The sequence below is a fragment of the Weissella sp. ESL1177 genome, from assembly GCF_058107185.1.
The window spans coordinates 495,259-513,531 of sequence record NZ_CM176591.1 but is presented as its reverse complement, the minus strand read 5'-3'; the positions used below and the strand labels follow the sequence as shown (position 1 = coordinate 513,531).

At 36.8% G+C, this 18,273-nt stretch carries 14 protein-coding genes and 1 riboswitch; of the genes, 4 read left to right on the top strand and 10 right to left on the bottom strand.

Going from position 1 to position 18,273, the window contains the following annotated elements; translation table 11 throughout:
- Positions 1 to 29: 29 nt before the first annotated feature.
- The gene (locus AC3B5D_RS02450; RefSeq protein ID WP_489839683.1) at positions 30 to 2,246 is read right to left on the bottom strand and encodes an alpha-galactosidase; all 2,217 of its coding nucleotides are present in this window, start codon (positions 2,244 to 2,246) and stop codon (positions 30 to 32) included.
- A 190-nt stretch (positions 2,247 to 2,436) separates the two neighbouring features.
- On the opposite strand from AC3B5D_RS02450, the gene AC3B5D_RS02445 reads away from it, so the two are divergent.
- A complete protein-coding gene (locus AC3B5D_RS02445; RefSeq protein WP_489839684.1) occupies positions 2,437 to 4,371 on the top strand; it encodes a glycoside-pentoside-hexuronide (GPH):cation symporter in 1,935 nt (644 codons plus the stop codon).
- A 106-nt stretch (positions 4,372 to 4,477) separates the two neighbouring features.
- Here the strand turns inward: AC3B5D_RS02445 and AC3B5D_RS02440 are convergent, their stop codons facing one another.
- Positions 4,478 to 4,747 carry a helix-turn-helix domain-containing protein gene (locus AC3B5D_RS02440; RefSeq protein WP_489839685.1) on the bottom strand — a complete coding sequence of 90 codons (270 nt, stop codon included), beginning with the start codon at positions 4,745 to 4,747 and terminating at the stop codon, positions 4,478 to 4,480.
- Positions 4,748 to 5,004: 257 nt separating this feature from the next.
- Between AC3B5D_RS02440 and lepA the strand changes: the two genes are divergently transcribed.
- Complete coding sequence (gene lepA / locus AC3B5D_RS02435; protein WP_489839686.1) at positions 5,005 to 6,786, top strand: translation elongation factor 4; 1,782 nt, start codon at positions 5,005 to 5,007, stop codon at positions 6,784 to 6,786.
- Positions 6,787 to 6,857: 71 nt separating this feature from the next.
- Here lepA and AC3B5D_RS02430 read toward each other — a convergent pair whose 3' ends face one another.
- Positions 6,858 to 7,358, bottom strand: a complete 501-nt coding sequence (locus AC3B5D_RS02430; protein ID WP_489839687.1) for a QueT transporter family protein — start codon at positions 7,356 to 7,358, stop codon at positions 6,858 to 6,860.
- A gap of 8 nt (positions 7,359 to 7,366) precedes the next feature.
- Positions 7,367 to 7,411: riboswitch (PreQ1 riboswitch) on the bottom strand.
- 35 nt (positions 7,412 to 7,446) lie between these two features.
- The gene (locus tag AC3B5D_RS02425; RefSeq protein ID WP_489839688.1) at positions 7,447 to 8,085 is read right to left on the bottom strand and encodes a pyridoxamine 5'-phosphate oxidase family protein; all 639 of its coding nucleotides are present in this window, start codon (positions 8,083 to 8,085) and stop codon (positions 7,447 to 7,449) included.
- A 106-nt stretch (positions 8,086 to 8,191) separates the two neighbouring features.
- Between AC3B5D_RS02425 and AC3B5D_RS02420 the strand changes: the two genes are divergently transcribed.
- Positions 8,192 to 9,913 carry a hypothetical protein gene (locus AC3B5D_RS02420; RefSeq protein ID WP_489839689.1) on the top strand — a complete coding sequence of 574 codons (1,722 nt, stop codon included), beginning with the start codon at positions 8,192 to 8,194 and terminating at the stop codon, positions 9,911 to 9,913.
- Positions 9,914 to 10,070: 157 nt separating this feature from the next.
- Here AC3B5D_RS02420 and AC3B5D_RS02415 read toward each other — a convergent pair whose 3' ends face one another.
- From AC3B5D_RS02415 to AC3B5D_RS02390, 6 genes are all read right to left on the bottom strand, one after another.
- Positions 10,071 to 11,405 (bottom strand): dihydrolipoyl dehydrogenase family protein, encoded by a 1,335-nt coding sequence (locus AC3B5D_RS02415; RefSeq protein WP_489839690.1) that lies wholly within the window; start codon positions 11,403 to 11,405, stop codon positions 10,071 to 10,073.
- A gap of 130 nt (positions 11,406 to 11,535) precedes the next feature.
- Positions 11,536 to 12,108: a TetR/AcrR family transcriptional regulator gene (locus tag AC3B5D_RS02410; RefSeq protein WP_489839691.1), complete on the bottom strand. Its 573-nt coding sequence runs from the start codon at positions 12,106 to 12,108 to the stop codon at positions 11,536 to 11,538.
- A gap of 79 nt (positions 12,109 to 12,187) precedes the next feature.
- A complete protein-coding gene (locus tag AC3B5D_RS02405) occupies positions 12,188 to 13,699 on the bottom strand; it encodes a UDP-glucose--hexose-1-phosphate uridylyltransferase (protein WP_489839692.1) in 1,512 nt (503 codons plus the stop codon).
- 17 nt (positions 13,700 to 13,716) lie between these two features.
- Complete coding sequence (locus AC3B5D_RS02400) at positions 13,717 to 14,883, bottom strand: galactokinase (protein ID WP_489839693.1); 1,167 nt, start codon at positions 14,881 to 14,883, stop codon at positions 13,717 to 13,719.
- A 29-nt stretch (positions 14,884 to 14,912) separates the two neighbouring features.
- On the bottom strand, positions 14,913 to 16,334 hold the full coding sequence (locus AC3B5D_RS02395; protein WP_489839694.1) for a glycoside-pentoside-hexuronide (GPH):cation symporter: 1,422 nt from the start codon (positions 16,332 to 16,334) through the stop codon (positions 14,913 to 14,915).
- Between the two features lie 147 nt (positions 16,335 to 16,481).
- A complete protein-coding gene (locus AC3B5D_RS02390; RefSeq protein WP_489839695.1) occupies positions 16,482 to 17,297 on the bottom strand; it encodes an AraC family transcriptional regulator in 816 nt (271 codons plus the stop codon).
- Between the two features lie 159 nt (positions 17,298 to 17,456).
- Between AC3B5D_RS02390 and AC3B5D_RS02385 the strand changes: the two genes are divergently transcribed.
- Positions 17,457 to 18,113, top strand: coding sequence for an NAD(P)H-binding protein (locus AC3B5D_RS02385; protein WP_489839696.1), 657 nt, complete (start codon positions 17,457 to 17,459; stop codon positions 18,111 to 18,113).
- The last annotated feature ends 160 nt before the right edge of the window (positions 18,114 to 18,273 follow it).

Here is an 18,273-nt window from a genome sequence, read left to right as displayed (position 1 = left end):
TAAAAAGTCCCGTGAAAAAATTTTATTTACTATTCCAAAGAATAAACGTGCACTTGTGAGACAAAATCACCCGCTTGGGCTGGATCATCATAAAATCCTAATTGCATTAACTCATCACCAAAGCATTTTTCTCCAGTGACTTGATCAATATAGACACCATCTGATATCAAATGAACCGGTTTTGTCACTGTAAACGGTTGTTGTGCAGATGCTAGTAATCTAAAGTGATAGACCAATACATCAGAACTATCTGGACTAATAAACTCCCATGCAGCTTCATTAGTCGTAAATGGATCTTTTAGACGATAGAAATCACCGTATTGAATCAGATGACGGTATTTTTTATAAAAAGCTACTTGCTCTTTAACAAGTGCTTTTTCTTTATCCGACAACTGTTGCACGTCAAGTTCATAACCAAAGACACCTGAACTTGCAACATCTCCTCTGGTCTTTAAACTCGTCCAACGTTGTGTTTGTGGATTAGGAACAGCTGCCACATGCGCTGTCATACTTGAAACAGGATAACCAAAAGTCGTCCCATATTGAATTTTAATTCTTTCAGCAGCATCAGTACTATCTGATGTCCATGTTTGTGGGAAGTAATACAACATTCCTGCATCAAAGCGGCCACCACCACTAGAACAACCTTCAAATAAGATATCCGGATAACGCTTGGTTAGACGATCAACTAAGTCATAAACACCTAAGATATAACGATGTGCTACTTCTCCTTGTTGTTCGGCTGACAACACAGCTGAATAAACCTCTGTCATATGACGATTCATGTCCCATTTAATATAATCAATTGGCACACGATCTAAAATAGCTGTCATCTGCTCATAAATATTATCAACAACCTCCGAACGTGAGAAATCAAGAATATATTGATCGCGTGAAAGCGACTTTGGCCGATTAGGAATTTGAATGGCATAATCAGGATGGGCACGATATAAATCAGAATCTTCAGAAATCATTTCTGGTTCAAACCATAAACCAAACTGCATGTTTTTTGCATGTACCTTCTCTGCTAAGCCACGCAAACCACCACCACTCGCTAATTTACTTGTATATTCATACCAATCACCTAATGCACGCTTGTCATCATCACGATCACCAAACCAACCATCATCAAGTACAAACATTTCAATCCCTAATGGTGCAGCCTCATTCAAAATGGCTTCAATTTTTTCCGCATTAAAGTCAAAATAAGTCGCTTCCCAATTGTTAATCACAATTGGACGATCCTTAAATTGATGATTACCACGTGCCACACGTTCACGGAGTAAGTGATGGAAAGTTTGTGACATACCATTTAGACCTTCATCAGAATATACCATAATTGCTTCTGGTGATTGAAAACTCTCTGTCGGATTCAACTGCCAACTAAAACCATCTTCATTGATTCCCGTCACCAAACGGACTTGATCAATATAATCTTTTTCAAATGTAAATTGATGATTACCTGAATAAACTAATTGCACACCCACTGCTTCACCCGTTTGCTCGGTAGTTGCTGGGTCAACCATAACAACAAATGGATTCATTTGATGAGAACTAGCGCCACGTCTACTACTAAATTCCGTAATACCCTGTCTTAGTGATTCGCGTTCGACTTGTCGTTCATGAAATTGTGAGCCTGGAAATGAGATTACTGCCATGTTTTGTTTTGGAACATCCAATTGTAATGATGCAATTTTTTCAATCTGAAAATCAACATCACTATTATTGACAATTTTAGTTGAACGAGTAATCACTGCCCGATCAGCATAAATTGTATAGTATAAGATGACTGAGGCAGCTAATGTTGTATCTTTTAATGTAATTGCTAAAGTTTGTGCTTCATCTGCTTCCTTAACGTATGATTGTGGTAAACCTGATAACTCAGGCTTACCAGCAAAAATTTCATATGATTCATAACGAAAATCAGTTGCTAAAGCCCCATTTTTTGCCTTAATAACGATAGCTGGGCAACGAAAATCACCGGTCTGATTACCTGCATATTCTTGTGGTAACACGTCTTTTGAATAGTGACGGTCTACCTCACCAGGAATGCCAGCTAAATTAGGTGACAGACCACGTTCGTATCTTGGATAGTGACGTAACCCATGATAACCACTGACATGCTTTCCAAAATATAAATGACTCAGAATATTTCCCTCTTCGATGGCCATTAAATATGAAATTTCACCATTTCTCAGGTGAAATATTTGTTGTGCCTTATCAAATGTAATGACTGCTTTTGCCATATGTTCCTCCATAAGATGTTCGAAATCCAGTACTGTAACGTTCTCAAAATAGTTGCCACACTAATATTGTAACCGCTTACCAAGAAAGTGTAAAAGATTTATAATAAATAAAAAAACTTGCTTTATTATCTGAAAGCGCTTACAATTAGGCGGTTGACAATTTTATAATTTTATAAGGAGACTTTGTATCATGAAGGCTGAAAATAATAAACAGTCCGCATTATCACGTTGGTCGTATTCCTTTGGAGCTTTTGGTAATGATGTCTTTTTTGCCACCTTATCAACTTACTTCATCATGTTCGTCACCACCCACTTGTTCAGTGGTGGTGACTCTGCAACCAATAATAAAATGATTAGTGCTATTACATTAATCATTTTCTTGCTTCGTTTTGTCGAATTAGCTATTGATCCATTCATTGGAAATGCGATTGACAACACCAGAACTCGTTGGGGTAAATTTAAGCCTTGGGTCGTTATTGGTGGAACAATTGGTTCAATTGCTCTAATCATTTTATTTACTAGCATGGGTGGTTTGAACAAATCAAATCCAATGGCTTATCTAATTCTATTTGCTATTATCTACATTACAATGGATATTTTTTATTCATTTAAAGACATTGGATTTTGGTCAATGATTCCCGCTTTGACCTTTGATTCACGTGAACGTGAAAAGACAGCTACTTTTGCGCGAATTGGCTCAACGTTAGGCGCAAACCTTGTTGGTGTTGTTGTGATGCCGTTAGTACTCTTCTTCTCTGTTAAGAGCAATGGTGGTACTGGGGATACACGTGGTTGGCTATGGTTTGCCATTATTATCTCTTTTGTTGCTTGGATTAGTGCCATTGCTGTTGGTGTTGGTACAAAGGAAGTTGATTCAGAACTTCGTCAAAATAAAGAAAAAACAACATTTAAGCAAGTTATCAAAATTTTGCTTAAAAATGACCAATTAATGTGGACTGCTGTTGCTTACGGCCTCTACACGACTGGTATGACATTAGTTAATTCACTTGAACTTTACTACTTTACTTTCATTATGGGGGATTCAAAGTCATTCTCTATCTTAGCAAGTTTAAATGTCATTACTGGTCTTATCTCTGTGTCACTATTCCCTAAGTTAGCTGACAAACTTAACCGTCGTAAGTTATTCTTCTGGAGTGTCGGCATTATGCTAGTCGGTTTAGTTGTCTTTGTATTTGCCGGTAAGTCATTACCTGTTGTCCTAGTTGCTGCTGAATTATTTGCCATCCCACAACCACTCGTATTCTTAGTTGTGTTGATGACAATTTCTGATTCGGTTGAATATGGTCAATTAAAATTAGGTCATCGTGACGAATCATTAACACTGTCAATTCGTCCTCTACTTGATAAATTAGCTGGTGCTATTTCTAACGGTGTTGTTGGATTAACTGCTGTTGTTGCTGGTATGACAAGTGGCGCCACTGCTGCATCAATTACACCTGCTAACTCAGCTACTTTCAAAGCAATTATGTTTGGTATTCCAATTGTGATCATTCTTGCTGGTGTCTTTGTCTTCTTCAAGAAAGTTACCTTAACCGAACAAAAGCACGCTGAAATTGTTGATGAACTAGAGCGTACTTGGGGTAAGCAATTCAATGATACTAATGAAACAGTTACTGAAGTATTGCCAACCCTTGCAGATGGTGAATCAGTCTATTACGCACCAATCAGTGGTACATTATTACCATTAAGTGCCGTTAATGATAAAGCATTCGCTTCTGGTGACTTAGGTAAAGGATTTGCAATCAAACCAACTGATGGTCGTGTTTATGCGCCATTTGATGGAACAATTCGTATTGCTTTCTCAACCCGCCATGCGGTTGGCTTAGTATCTGATACTGGTATTGTGACATTAATTCATATTGGATTAGATACTGTCACACTGCAAGGAACTGGTTTTGTATCATACTTTGAACGTGGTCAGCATGTTAATAAAGGTGATTTATTGATCGAATTCTGGGATAAATCAATCACTGATGCCGGTTTGGATGATACTGTTATTGTAACAATCACAAATTCAGATAATTTGTCGACCTTTGAATTACTAGAAGAACCAAATACTTTGATAGAGCAGTCAACCCCTATTCTAAAGCTTGGCCGTCACTAATTAAAAACGTTTTATCTATATAATTGAATAACTAAAAAAGGTCGTTATCCACCAAATTTATTGGTAGACAACGACCTTTTAATAACGTCAAAAAATTGTTTTCTCGTTAACGTGCCTTAGCTGAACGAAGTTTACTATTTGTCATCATCTCTATCTGTCGTAAAGTTGCTGCATCAACATGTAACCCACTAGCGATTTGTCCAAAAGTCCAAGTTGGATGACGCTCACATAAGTCATGAAAATGTGCAATCAACTTTTCATTCACTTTAGGTTGCTTATTTGTTTGTGTTCCGCCAGCAACAAAATCAGTAACATTAGACTTTTCAAAACTGTAATGTAAACTGCTTGGTCCCATTGCTCCAGTTGCAAAATCCATTGTTCTTTCCCCCTAATTATAGGCTAAAAATATCAACACCAACTACTATGAGGTTTATGTTAACACTTTTAAAGTCGAAAATAAAGTTAACTTTATAACAAATAAGTAATTAATTCATTCGTTTTTAAATATTAATGGTGCTTTTAAATCCCTTTAAAAAATTAGATAGTTCGTATATTAAGTAAATATCTGACTAGAGCCGTATTCATTTTTATGAAAATGGTATAATATGAACACAACAATTTTAAGGAGTCAACATGTCTACACGTCAAAAATACATTCGTAACTTTGCCATTATCGCCCATATTGATCATGGTAAATCAACGTTAGCCGATCGTATCATGGAAATGACAAATACCATTTCAGAACGAGAAGCTCAAGATCAATTACTCGATGATCTAAGTGTCGAAAAAGCCCATGGTGTGACCGTAAAGTCAAGAACCGTTCGTAACTACTATACTGATGAGAATGGCGATGAATATCAATATAATTTAATCGATACGCCTGGTCATGTTGATTTTAATTATGAGGTATCACGTAGCCTTTCTGCAACTGATGGTGTCCTTTTATTAGTGGATGCAACAAAAGGTGTCCAAGCGCAAACTGTGGCGAATTATCGGTTAGCAAAAGAAGCCAATTTGGTCATTGTACCAATCATTAACAAAATTGATACTGCTGCAGCTGAGGTCGATGCAACAATTGATCAGTTAGCAGATTTGGATTCATCATTTACATCAGATAATATTATTAAAATATCGGCTAAAAGCGGTTTAAATGTTGATCGCGTCTTAACTGCCATTCGTGATCGTGTGCCAGCACCCGTTGGCAATGAAAATGATAACCTACAAGCACTCGTTTTTGATTCCAAATTTGATCCATATAAAGGTGTTATCGTGCAAGCTCGATTATTTGCCGGTACACTAAATAACAATGATCAAATTCTATTCATGGCAAATCATGTGAAATCAGATATTAAAGAAATGGGTGTTTTTACACCTTTAATGACACCTATCAAACAATTAAAAACGGGTGATGTTGGTTTTATTGTCACTGGTATCAAAGATCCTGAAGCTGTTAAAGTTGGTGATACGATTACATTATCTAAAAACCCAGTTTCAGTCGCATTACCCGGTTATCAAGAAGTTGAACCAATGGTATACGCTGGACTTTATCCTCGTGGTAGTGACTTCAAAGATTTGAAAGTTGGTATTGAAAAACTAGCCTTAAACGATGCTGCTTTCCAGTATGAGCCTGAACAATCAGAAGCCTTAGGCATGGGCTTTCGTGGTGGTTTTCTTGGTATTTTTCACTTACAGATCATTCGAGAACGTTTAAAGGAAGAGTTTGGATTAGATGTATTAACGACTATGCCAAATTCAACGTATCGTGTCACGATTAAAAATGAAGATACGCCCATTTACGTTGAAAATCCAACACAATTTCCTGACTATGGGCAAATCGTTCAAGTTGAAGAACCCTATATGTTAGCAAAAATGACAATGCCTAATGACATGTTAAATGACGTCATGCGTCTCGCTGAATCACGTCGTGGCGAATTAGTTGACTTAGAAACAATTGGCACGATGTTATTAGTGACATATCGCATGCCCATATCTGAAATTGCCTATGACTTCTTTAATGAGCTAAAATCTGTTTCGCATGGATTTGCCACACTATCAACAACCTTTGATCAGTACCAGCCATCTGATTTGGTTAGAATAGATATTGCGATTGATTATGCAAAAATCGATGCATTAACTTTCGTCGTCCATCGAATGAAAGCAAATCGCATGGGGATTGAATTAGTTGATCGTTTAAAAGATTTAATTCCAAGAAAATTGCAAGCAATGCCCGTACAAGCAATTGTTGAAGGTCGTGCCATCGCACGTGCAGATGTACCACCATTACGTAAAGCACAGGCTTCAGGCACTAAGGTATCTAAAAAGCAACAACAAATGCGTAGACAAGGACTTAAGAAAAGTAATATTGAACTACCCCAATCTGTCTTTGATGCCATTTTAGAAATGAATAGCAACTAATAATAAAAAAGATTGTATCTTTATCATGACGTGTTTAACGTTACAAGATTAAGATACAATCTTTTTTCACTTTACTTTTCTAAATCAACTGTCCGACTAATAATATAAACAATAATTGCACCAATAACTAATGCAGCAAATTCTCCTAATGCCGTCCATGCATAGGTTGCCCAAAATGGCGTTTTAGCCATGTAATATAGTTCCGCAGCAATCACCCACATCATTAACGTATCAACAATTGTGCTAATCATTAAGCGAGTCACAATATGCTTAACATGCTTCGCTAAATAATACGAAATCGATAGCATGGCACCCGTTTGAAGTGTACCAACAATCATATCAACAATACCATAAGGTGACCAAATATTCGCTATGAAGACCCCCACTGTTATTGCAACAATATAGCGTTTATTAAAGACTGCTAAATGATTAAATGCTTCTGAAAAACGTAATTGCACCGGCCCATATGATGCAAACGGTAATGCAACAGTCGCAACAACATATAGCGCAGCAATCACCGCAGTAACTGCTATATTTCTAGCTGAACGAAACTGATTTATTTTTTGTGCCATTTTATTATCTACTCCTAGTTTTTTTGAGTGGGATGGTTACGAACCACTGATAATAAAACTATCACTAACACTTAAGAAATGCAACTAACTAGTCATTCACTTGAAACGATACTGCTTGTGGATTATCTCGAAATGATTCAATTAATGCTGCATTGATTGTTAACTGAATGATCACTTGATTACTAAAATTATCACTTAGCATTTTAATTTCGGGATGTTGTTGCACAGTTTCCTGTATTTGTTGATGATCACGAATAATTTTTGCCGTTACTTCTTTTGAACTAACTCTCAAACCATCTTCTTTATTATACCAAGTTGTAAACGCGACAATGCCATTATGAGTAATATTTGCGACTCGTTCAGTTTCTGCTCCTGTGACAAGGTAAAAAATATTTTCTTGACTAGCCGATTGTTTAAAGGTGATAATACTAGCAGTCAAATGCCCCTTTTCTGATTGTGTTGCTAGAACCAATACATTTTCCATTTTTGTCAGGGCACTTTGGAAAACATCCGTCTGACTACCCTTCTCAACACCACGAAATTTTTTCTTTTGCTTTAAAATCGTCAAAATCGTTAAAGGAATAATCAAAATAATATAACCAACAACTGTTAAAACAACTGCTTGGGGTAAAAAGCCAGTAATGTGAAATAAATCGACGATAAAAAGCGAGATAAATATGGTTATTAAAAATATTAAAAATAATTGAATAAATCTTTTAGGATACATTTGTTTCCTCCTTCACAAAATAATTTTACCATGATTTTCCCTTTTTACTTCACCAATTTTATTGTTAGACTAGTAGTTGAATGATTATTATAATTGAGAGGTTTTTATGTTTAATCGGCATTTTAAAAACATATTGTTGCTAGCTTTATGTGCATTATTAATAATTTCACCACAGATTTTGCATCATAGTCTCATTATGGGGGCAGATTCACTTTTTCATTTTAATCGTTTTTACGATATGGCCTCACAAATAAACGATCAAAATTGGCAATATTTTGTTTCTATGTATGGTTTTTCACAGTCTGGACGTATCGTGAATGCCATTTATGGTCCCGTTCTAGCTTATTTCAATGGCTTTATTTTATGGTTAACACGTTCTTGGTTTTTTTACCAAATTATTTCAGATTTCATTGTCATGCTTATTGCTGGTATTTCAATGTATTATCTGCTCATTCAAAATAAAATTAAACAATGCTATCTGGTACCAATTGCCGCACTTTATATGTTAAGTTATGGTATTTTTACTTGGACTATTTCACAACAATTCTTAAGTTGGGGTGCAGCGCTACTACCCATTGGTGTTTCTGTCGCCACGAGGCTTGTCAAAAATAAAACTGATCCTGTTAACATTATTGAAATGACTTTGGCTGTGACGTTGATGGTTCAAACACATATGTTATCTTCGATATTACTTGTTGTCCTACTCATGATTTTCTTCATTATTGCATTTTTTCAAACAAACCAACGACAAGTTTTAATCTATAAAACGTTACTAGCTGCATTGTTGACAATTTTATTAACAGCAAATGTTTGGGGAGGATTTATTGAAGTCTACACTAGTAATAAAATACTCCCGCCCTTCCGAAACCACACGCCGCAAACGCGCGGTAGTGTCACATTCCCGATTGATAATTTAAAACTTTTCTTCCCATATGTTTTATTATATGGTTACCAAATCATTGTTGTTCTTCGTCATTGGCGACAATCTAGCCTAACCAATCGCATTGTGACGATTATTGGGAGTGTTTCCTTAGTATTAACGCTCTCAATTATCCCTTGGAATACAATATTTAAATTACCTTTTATCAGTATGTTACAATTTCCATATCGTTTACTACCTACAGCAACTGTACTCTTGCTACTTGGTCTAGGAATGACTTTGACTGATCTGCAAGGATCGTTTCAAAAAAATCAATATTGGCGTCCCATACTACTCGGTGCGGTCATATTGGTCATGGCTAACAATATAGGTATTGTTAACAAAAAGGCTTTAATTTGGGAAACACCGCAAGTACTCGCTGATAATAATAAAATTCATCAAGACACCAGCAGTACACATTTGCGACAAAGTTTTTATGCCAATAAACGACTCCATGTGTTACTGGATAGTGTTTGGAAACCCACCCCTGACTACTTACCAATTCAAGATAGTCAAAAAGAAAAAGTTAAAAATCCATATGAACAATATGGTCAACAGATTGCATCAAAACAGTACACATTTATTAAATACACTGAAAATGGTCAATTATATGTTGCTTGGCATGCACATTCAAACCGATTAAAAACAATTAGCGTTATTAAATATGCGCACACTCATTTAAGACTAAACAATCATTCCTTAAAGCCATCAGACTATGAATTAACTGATATTGGGACAGTAAAAGTTCACAGTAAAATTGGTGATAACGTCCTACAGTTATCTTATCAACCAGCACAATGGTTTACATTTTTAATGAATGTTACCAAAATCTCTTGGTTACTCTTTATCTGTTACCTTATTGGTTTACGCTTAAGTTATCGGCAACAAAATTTTTCAAAACAGTCATAAATCGTTATAACCAGCTAAAAAGGGCGTCAATCTTTCACATTGGTAGATTGACGCCCTTAAACGTGTTCTAAAAGACTTATTGAAGCATTGTTGTTACAGTTAGCTTCAACAAGCCTTTTGTTGCATTCCCTTTTTTGTTTTATGGTTTAATCATTAATTATAATTGTCCCCATGCTTGTGACGCAATTGATGGGAATAAGTAAACCATGCGCTCTAATTCTGCAGGGCCAAACTTAAATTCAATTGCTGGTAACAATGCATTAATGACATCATCCGCCTTATTTGACACTTCAGTTGCACCAACCAACTTGTGATCTTGGTCAAAAATCAATGTATTCTTACCAATTTTTTCTTTATCAACTTGACGATACCAGTCACCCGCCAAATCATTTTCAACAATCGTATACTTATCTGGGTTTGCTTGTGCCTCAGCAACGGACACACCTGCTTTGGCAATACGTGGTGTCGTAAAGACAACTGACGGAATCACTGGATATTGAATAGCATCAGTTGTCTCACCAGCAAACGTGTGCATCAAGTATGTTGACTCAAAAATTGCTGTTGGTGTTAACTTAGGTTGCTGCTTATCAATTACATCACCTGAAGCATAAATATTAGGTACAGATGTCCGCAAATGATCATCAACTTCAATGCCGTGTTCGTTATACTTAACACCAACTTCATCTAATCCTAAATCAGCTACGTTAGGTACACGACCAGTTGCGTCAAGAACCCAGTCAGTTTCAACATTTAAATCAGTACCTCGGACAACTAAACCGTCCGCACCACCCACAATGGCTTCTACTTCTACTTCACGGACAAATTGCACACCTTGTGACTCAAGGTCTTTAATAATCATTTCAACGTATGGTTGGTGATAGGCTCTCAAGGCTTGATCACCGTGCATAATCACTGTGACTTTTGAACCAGCTGCCACAGCCATTGATGCGAATTCCATGGCAATATAACCAGCACCAATCACGGTGATACGATCGGGCATTTCTGTTAAATTCATGAACTCTTCGGAATCATGTGCCAAATCATCTCCAGGAATATCTAGGCGATTAGGTTGCAGACCCGTTGATAAGACAATATTTTCAGCTGTTTTTTCTTCACCATTAACCTTAACAGTGTGATTATCAACTAAAGTACCCCGACCAAATAAAATATCAATATCTGAAGATACCAATAATCCCTTGATAAAGTCTGGTAAACCGGCAATAATTTCTTGTTTGTGTGCTTCATTTGCTGCCCAGTTGATGTCAATATCACCTGTCACAACAATACCATGAACTTCTTCTAAATGGCGCTTCAAAGCAACTGGTGAATCTAAAGCAATTTTGGCATTGCATCCACGATTTGGGCAAGTTCCCCCAATAAGGTCTTGTTCAACAACAGCTACCTTCTTACCTTTAGCTGCTAATGGGGCTGCCCCATCAAACGTTCCATGACCACTACCAATATATAACACATCATAATCATATGCTGTCATTCTATTTATTCCTCCCGTGGACTTCTACAAAAAATCTCAATCGGCCGATATCTCTTAAATCAACCGCTACACTTAGTATATAAGAAAAGTATCACTGATGCATTCATTTTAACTTAAAAATAAAAATCACTTACTTAAAAATAGCTCGTACAGCCATCGTTATGAAGTCTTCAACCTCGGCATCCGAAACAGTTAAACCATTTTGAATACGCGATTGCAGTAACCATTGCATTGGTTGAATTGTTTGCGCAACAATTAAATCAACACTCCCCGTCACTAATAATTTTTGTCGATAAGCTGCTGTAATGATCGTCAGTAATTCTTCATTTAACAATGACCCACTGTTTTGTAAGTCTGCTGGTAAAAATTGTGGATTTGCTAACATTGCTGCTAGAAATTCAACCTCCTTCACATTATTTCTAAAACGATTTGCATACTGTCGCAAAATGGCCGCAAATTGTTCTTTAATTGGTAAGTTTTCATCTGGTATGTCCATGTCATTAATTAAAAGATGCTGAACTTGCTGGAATAATTTACCAAGTAAATCAGCCTTATTATCATAATAAACATATGCTGTTGCTACAGACACACCTGCTCGCTTTGCCATTTTATTAATACTTAAGTTGATAATACCCTGTTCTGACACTAGATCCAATGCTGCATTTGATAAAGCTGATATTTTATTTTCATCTCGTTGTCTCATACCCTTATTTTAGCCTGTTTTCCTAAAAAAAATAAGAGTAAACACGTATTTTGTGTTTACTCTAGTGACGAAATATCAATTAACTTAATTTAACACTCGTGAGATAAGTAATAAATCTGTCTAAGCCAGCTTGACCATTCAGATCGTCTTTATAAACACCCGCATCTTCTAAGACGCGAACAAAGACTTTACCAACTTCTTCATGCACAATGTCCGTAACATTGGCCGGACTAGCTTGATGGTTTTGCTTGATTTCTTCTGCCCAGAGCCGATGGCTTTCAGCAACTTCTTCAAGTGATACACGGTCAATTAAATATGCTTCAACTTGTTGCAATTCTTTTAACAAACGTGCTGGTAGAATTGCAAGTCCCATCACTTCAATTAAACCAATGTTTTCTTGTTTGATATGTTGTACATCCGCATGCGGATGAAAAATACCCATCGGATATTCATCTGAAGTACCATTATCACGAAGAACACAATACAATTCATAACGTCCATTCTTAAATCGTGCAATTGGTGTTACTGTATGTTGCCGATCACCGGATTCACTCGTTGCTTGAATCATTAGTTTGTCATCAGAATACTTTTCCCAAGCTCGACGAATAAATTCACCAGCAGCAACCACGTCTGCCGCATCAGCTGATGAAATACGAAATGCTGTCATTGGCCAATTTAGGACAGCCACTTCAACATTTTCATAGTCAGGCAGTGCGACCACTTGCTTAACAGTGGCTTTCATCATTGGAAATTCATGACGACCGCCTTGATAGTGTTCTTGTGACAAAATTGAACCACCAACAATTGGTAAATCAGCATTAGACCCGACCATATACATTGGATAACGCGTCACAATTTGCATTAATCGTGTAAATGTTCGCCGCCCCATTTGCATCGGTTGACGCTTAAAGTTAACGAAAATCGCATGTTCTTCAAAATAAGCATATGGAGAATAGTGCCAACCCCAAGTTTCATTGCTAAAATTATCTCGAATGAATCGATGAGTTAAACGTGGTGCAGCTGTCACTGTTCCCAAATAACCCTCATTCGTATAATCTAAAGCGGTTGGTGGATATGTTGACTTTGGTGCACTCGCAGCTGCTTTAATTTCCGCAGTTGTTTTTTCAGGTTTTGATAAATTGATCGTAATCTCAATATCACCATACTTAGATTGATGCGTAAAGGCAATATTACGTGCAATATCTTTCACTTTCACATTTTCAACTGATTCACTAATAAAGTAGTAGTATTTAACAGCTTGCTCAGGATCAACCGCATATAAACGCTTAAATTCACTTGCTAAGACATCCGGCATTGGTGTCACAATATTTAACAGTTCTGTGCGATTAATTGCTTGTTGCCAACTCATATCAAAATCAACTGCTTGTATAGCGACTAATTGGTCAGTTAAGTCGCTTAAATTAGTATCTGTTTGCCCAGTCAAACCTTGTACAAGACTTGTGGCACCTATTTTTGCTAACACTAGATTTGTTCGATATACAATCTCATTTTCTGAATAAGCATGCATGGCTACACCCCATGCAACGAAATCCATAACGATTTGACTTTGTTCTGCATTTAATGACTTCATTTTAACAGCTCCGCCTCCTACAAGGCATGTGTCCCATCAACAATATCAGCAACAAAGAACGATGCTTGGTAACCAATTTTATCAGCATATGCCTTGCCAACTGCTGCAGCAAAGTTTTCAGATTCTGACTTAGCTACAAGCGCAATGGCACTACCACCGAAACCTGCACCAGTCATACGCGCACCTAACACACCAGGTTGTGCCATTGCTGCAGAAACTAACGTATCCAACTCAATACCTGTTACTTCATAATCATCACGCAATGAATTGTGTGAGGCTGTTAACAACTCACCAAAGCGTTGCATATCATGGTCAGACAAAGCTGCCTTTGCCAAAACGGTCCGTTCATTTTCTGTCACAGCATGACGTGCACGCCGTTGGTTAACTGGGCTACTAATGTGATCAACAATCTTTTCAAACTCTTCAGAAGTTAAATCACCTAGTGTTTTAATATCTGTCACTGTCTGTAGATCTTCAAGTGCCTGCTGTGTCTCCGCACGGCGCTCGTTATACTTTGAATCAACCAATTCTCGCTTCTTATTCGTGGTCATGATTACTAAGTCATAGTCACCAAAATCAGCTGGCACCATTTCATAATCCATCGTATTTGTATCTAGGAAAATCGCTTGCTTTTTTTGACCAAAGGCAACAGCAAATTGGTCCATGATGCCTGTTTGCAAACCCAAATAGTCATTTTCAACCGCTTGACCTAACTTAACTAATGACAGTGTGTCCATGCCATAATCGAATAAATCATTCAACATGACACCAATTAGCAATTCCAATGAAGCAGATGATGATAATCCTGAAGCTGTTGGCATATCACCAACGATAGCCAAATTAAAGCCACGTGGTACTTCGTGGCCTAATTTACTTAACTCACTAATCACACCACGAACATACTTTACCCAACTATCATATTGACGTAGTGCTAAATCACCTTTATCAAAGGTGACCATACCAGCATCTTTAAAGTTTGCCGAAACAGCATGAATTTCATTATCATCACGTAATGAAACAGCTGCATATGTTCCAACACTAATTGCTGCTGGAAAGACGTGACCACCATTATAATCCGTGTGTTCACCAATCAAATTAACACGACCAGGTGAAAAGAAAAACTTTTCTGCAGGGTGACCGAAACGACGTTGGAATGACTCACCTAATTCTTTTGTAAGTGTCATGATAAATTACCTTGTTTAATCCTTTTAAATTAATTTTTTTCTACTTCTTCTTTAACTAATCGTTCCTCAAGTTGACGAACTATTTCTGCGTGCTTTTTTTCAGTTAAGGTTACTTTGAACCAATAGATAATAACCGAGATAACAATCAATACAATGGGAATGTAGAACATAAATAAATTAAATGATTGTAATCCACTGGCTGTAATATCTTCTGGCTTTGCTGATCCGGTCATACCGGCAGCTACAGCAGCAACACCAACAATACCATTGGCAAAAGCACCAGCTAATTTGTCAATTAATGGACGAAGTGATAAGGTGACTGACTCATTACGAATCCCTAACTTCCACTGACCATACTCAACTGAATCAGTAATCGTCATTAAGACAACCAAGAACAAAATAGGATATGGTGAGAAGAATAACGTAATAGCTAAAATAACAAGTGGCAAACTACTTGATGCGAATAAGAACAAAGCGTAGCCGACCAACATAATAATCGCACCTGATAAGAAAATTGTACGACGTGAGAAAAACTTTGATAACGTTGGGAAGATGGCAACAGCAATGATTCCTTCAACGGCCGTAAAAATACCAACCAAGTAGAATTTATCACCAGCACCCATTACATACTTAAAGTAATACAACAACATTGAATTTGTTGAAACATAAGCTAACGCAAACAAGAAATAAGATAACGCTTGCCACATCAATTGATCATTTTTGGCAACAGCCGTAAAGATTGCTTTAATTCCTGATTTCTCAGTATTCTTACGCACAATATTATCTTCTTCTTTGGTACCCCAAACAGTTAACAAGGCGCCAGCATAAGCAACAATGGCAATGACAACCGCAAACCAAAACCAACCTGTTTTTGTTTCAGCATGTGAACCAACAAAGGCTAATGAAAAGAATGTTACTAAAGGAATCACAACGATTTGGACCCCTTGTTGACCAAGCGTTGATCCAAATCGTGCAATCGTACCAAACTTTTCACGTTTCTTACTATCCAATGATAGCGCTGGCAACATTGACCAAAACGCCACGTCTTTAAACGAGTAAAATCCATCTAACGTAATAAAGACAATCCCAAATAGCACAATGTACAACACAGGATGACTAACATTTAAACCACCAAAATTAGTAAAGATGACAACTAATAAGATTGAACTAATTAATCCGGCAACGACCAACCATGGCTTAAACTTTCCCCAACGTGTGCGGGTATTATCAACAATTCCCCCAATCACTGGGTCAAAAATAATTTCAACTATTCGTAATACCACGATTAAAGTTGTTACCCAACCAATCATCTTATCATTAAACGCTGAATCAGATGTGTTAAACAACTGACTCGTCACAAACATCATAAAATACGTACTCAATGTTGCATAAAACGCATCGTGACCAAAAGCACCCGCCGCATAGGACAAGTACTGTTTTACCTGTTTCATCTTAAAAAAAACCTCCAAAACACAAATTGTGAACTATCTACTCTTACAATGATAAAGCGCTTTCAGGTTTAAATTTGCGCAATTTAAACCAAAAAAAAGGACAAATTGAAATTATGTTCAATTTATCGCAATATGGTGACTTCAAAATTACGTTTGCCATTTACGGAAATTTAACGGGGTCACGCCAGTTTCTCGCTTAAAGACACGACTAAAATAAGCAGCGTCACGAAAGCCACTTTCATTCGCAACGGCCATAATACGTAGATGTTTTTGTGAAACTAATAATTTCTTAGCATGACTTAATCTCACTTGTAATAAGTATTCTTGTGGGCTTAAATTCATAATTTTTTGAAACACACGGTCTAAATATTGTGGCGTCACATTTAAATATTTCGCAACTGACGTAATTGTCAAGTGACCCGCAAAATTTGTTGACATATAATCCATGGCTGGTTTGACGTATCGCTCAAAATCTGGATGCTGACTATTAACATGATGTGCCTCTTCACGACCAAGTGATAACAATAAATAGTATGACAGGGCCGATACCCATTCTTTGTCTAGTGGATTTTCATTTAAACAACTGATGATTTTTTCGACTTGTTGAACGAATTCATCCCCTCTTTCAGCAGGAATATACACATATTCATGATTTAACATCTGTTGATTAAAATCATCTGCAAACTTTCCCTGAAATGTTACAAACATGACTTCCCAAGGTTCATTTTTTTGCATTGATTCATAACGATGTGGCACACCAGGAGATACTAAAACACCAGCTTTTTCTGGCAAAGTTAAGCGTGTATTGCCAATCCAAAAATTACCAACACCTTTTTGTGTTTGTAACCAATGGAAATGGGGAAATCCCTGATAACGAATAATTTGATCTTGTTGCCACTCTGCACCGATATGTTCAACGGTTACTGGAAAATCATTTGCATCTAAATTAAAATATGCACGCATAAATTTTCCTCACTTCATTTTTATATTATTGAAAATAATAATTCCTCTTTTATTTTAGTCTATTATAGATTCTTTGCCTAATTGTTTGCCATACCGTTTGCTTTTTTGATTATTTACTTATAAAATGTAATTAAAATAAAAGTTATTTGGAGGTTTCTCATGACAAAAGTTGGTATTATTGGTGCAACGGGGATGGCTGGATCGGCCATCTTTCAAGCCGCTCAGGCTGCAGGTTTAGATGTAACCGCCATCGTCCGCAATGCTGCTAAAGCCAAGCAAACACTTGGTTCGGATATTGCAATTATTGAAACTGATGCATTCAAGTTAACGAAATCTGATTTAACCGCATTTGATGTTGTTATCGATGCCTTTGCAACAGCACCTGAAATTGCCTATCAACATACAGATTTAACTGCTCATCTAGTTGCTGAATTACGTGAAACAGAAGCACCACGTGTTATCTTTATTTTAGGGGCTGGTAGTACATTTGTAGGTACTGGAGTAGATCGTCATTACTCATATGACGATATTAAAGCTGATCCCAATAATGCTGCTTGGCAAAACATCCCTGAAAATCAATTATATGAATTGAATTTCTTGAAGGATGTTAAAAATGTCAATTGGGTTGGTGTTTCACCCGGTCAATTATTTGTACCTGGTGAACTAGCTGACAAAATCTTGTATGGTCAAGATGATATGCTATTTGATGACGCAGGTCATTCACAAACAACTAGTGATACAATGGCAAAAGCAATTGTTGACGAAATTGTCACACCTACTCATAAGCAAGAACGTTTTATTGTTACCAATGGTTAAAACAAAGTGTGACAAAAGATGGTTTGAAGCCGATTGTAACAACAATTAGACTTCAGTCTTTTGGAACACGTTTAAAGGCATCAACCTACCAATCAAATTGATAGATTAATGCCTTTTTTTCTGGTCATAATGACTGATTTCCCAATCTCTTTTTAGTACA

Bases quoted from the DNA above. Each gene is read 5' to 3' on its own strand.
- AC3B5D_RS02405 (WP_489839692.1), bottom strand. From the start codon at position 13,699: ATGAAGTCATTAAATGCAGAACAAAGTCAAATCGTTATGGATTTCGTT.
- AC3B5D_RS02385 (WP_489839696.1), top strand. From the start codon at position 17,457: ATGACAAAAGTTGGTATTATTGGTGCAACGGGGATGGCTGGATCGGCC.
- AC3B5D_RS02425 (WP_489839688.1), bottom strand. From the start codon at position 8,085: ATGTATCCTAAAAGATTTATTCAATTATTTTTAATATTTTTAATAACC.
- lepA (WP_489839686.1), top strand. From the start codon at position 5,005: ATGTCTACACGTCAAAAATACATTCGTAACTTTGCCATTATCGCCCAT.
- AC3B5D_RS02400 (WP_489839693.1), bottom strand. From the start codon at position 14,883: ATGACACTTACAAAAGAATTAGGTGAGTCATTCCAACGTCGTTTCGGT.
- AC3B5D_RS02450 (WP_489839683.1), bottom strand. From the start codon at position 2,246: ATGGCAAAAGCAGTCATTACATTTGATAAGGCACAACAAATATTTCAC.
- AC3B5D_RS02430 (WP_489839687.1), bottom strand. From the start codon at position 7,358: ATGGCACAAAAAATAAATCAGTTTCGTTCAGCTAGAAATATAGCAGTT.
- AC3B5D_RS02390 (WP_489839695.1), bottom strand. From the start codon at position 17,297: ATGCGTGCATATTTTAATTTAGATGCAAATGATTTTCCAGTAACCGTT.
- AC3B5D_RS02415 (WP_489839690.1), bottom strand. From the start codon at position 11,405: ATGACAGCATATGATTATGATGTGTTATATATTGGTAGTGGTCATGGA.
- AC3B5D_RS02440 (WP_489839685.1), bottom strand. From the start codon at position 4,747: ATGGATTTTGCAACTGGAGCAATGGGACCAAGCAGTTTACATTACAGT.
- AC3B5D_RS02420 (WP_489839689.1), top strand. From the start codon at position 8,192: ATGTTTAATCGGCATTTTAAAAACATATTGTTGCTAGCTTTATGTGCA.
- AC3B5D_RS02445 (WP_489839684.1), top strand. From the start codon at position 2,437: ATGAAGGCTGAAAATAATAAACAGTCCGCATTATCACGTTGGTCGTAT.
- AC3B5D_RS02395 (WP_489839694.1), bottom strand. From the start codon at position 16,334: ATGAAACAGGTAAAACAGTACTTGTCCTATGCGGCGGGTGCTTTTGGT.
- AC3B5D_RS02410 (WP_489839691.1), bottom strand. From the start codon at position 12,108: ATGAGACAACGAGATGAAAATAAAATATCAGCTTTATCAAATGCAGCA.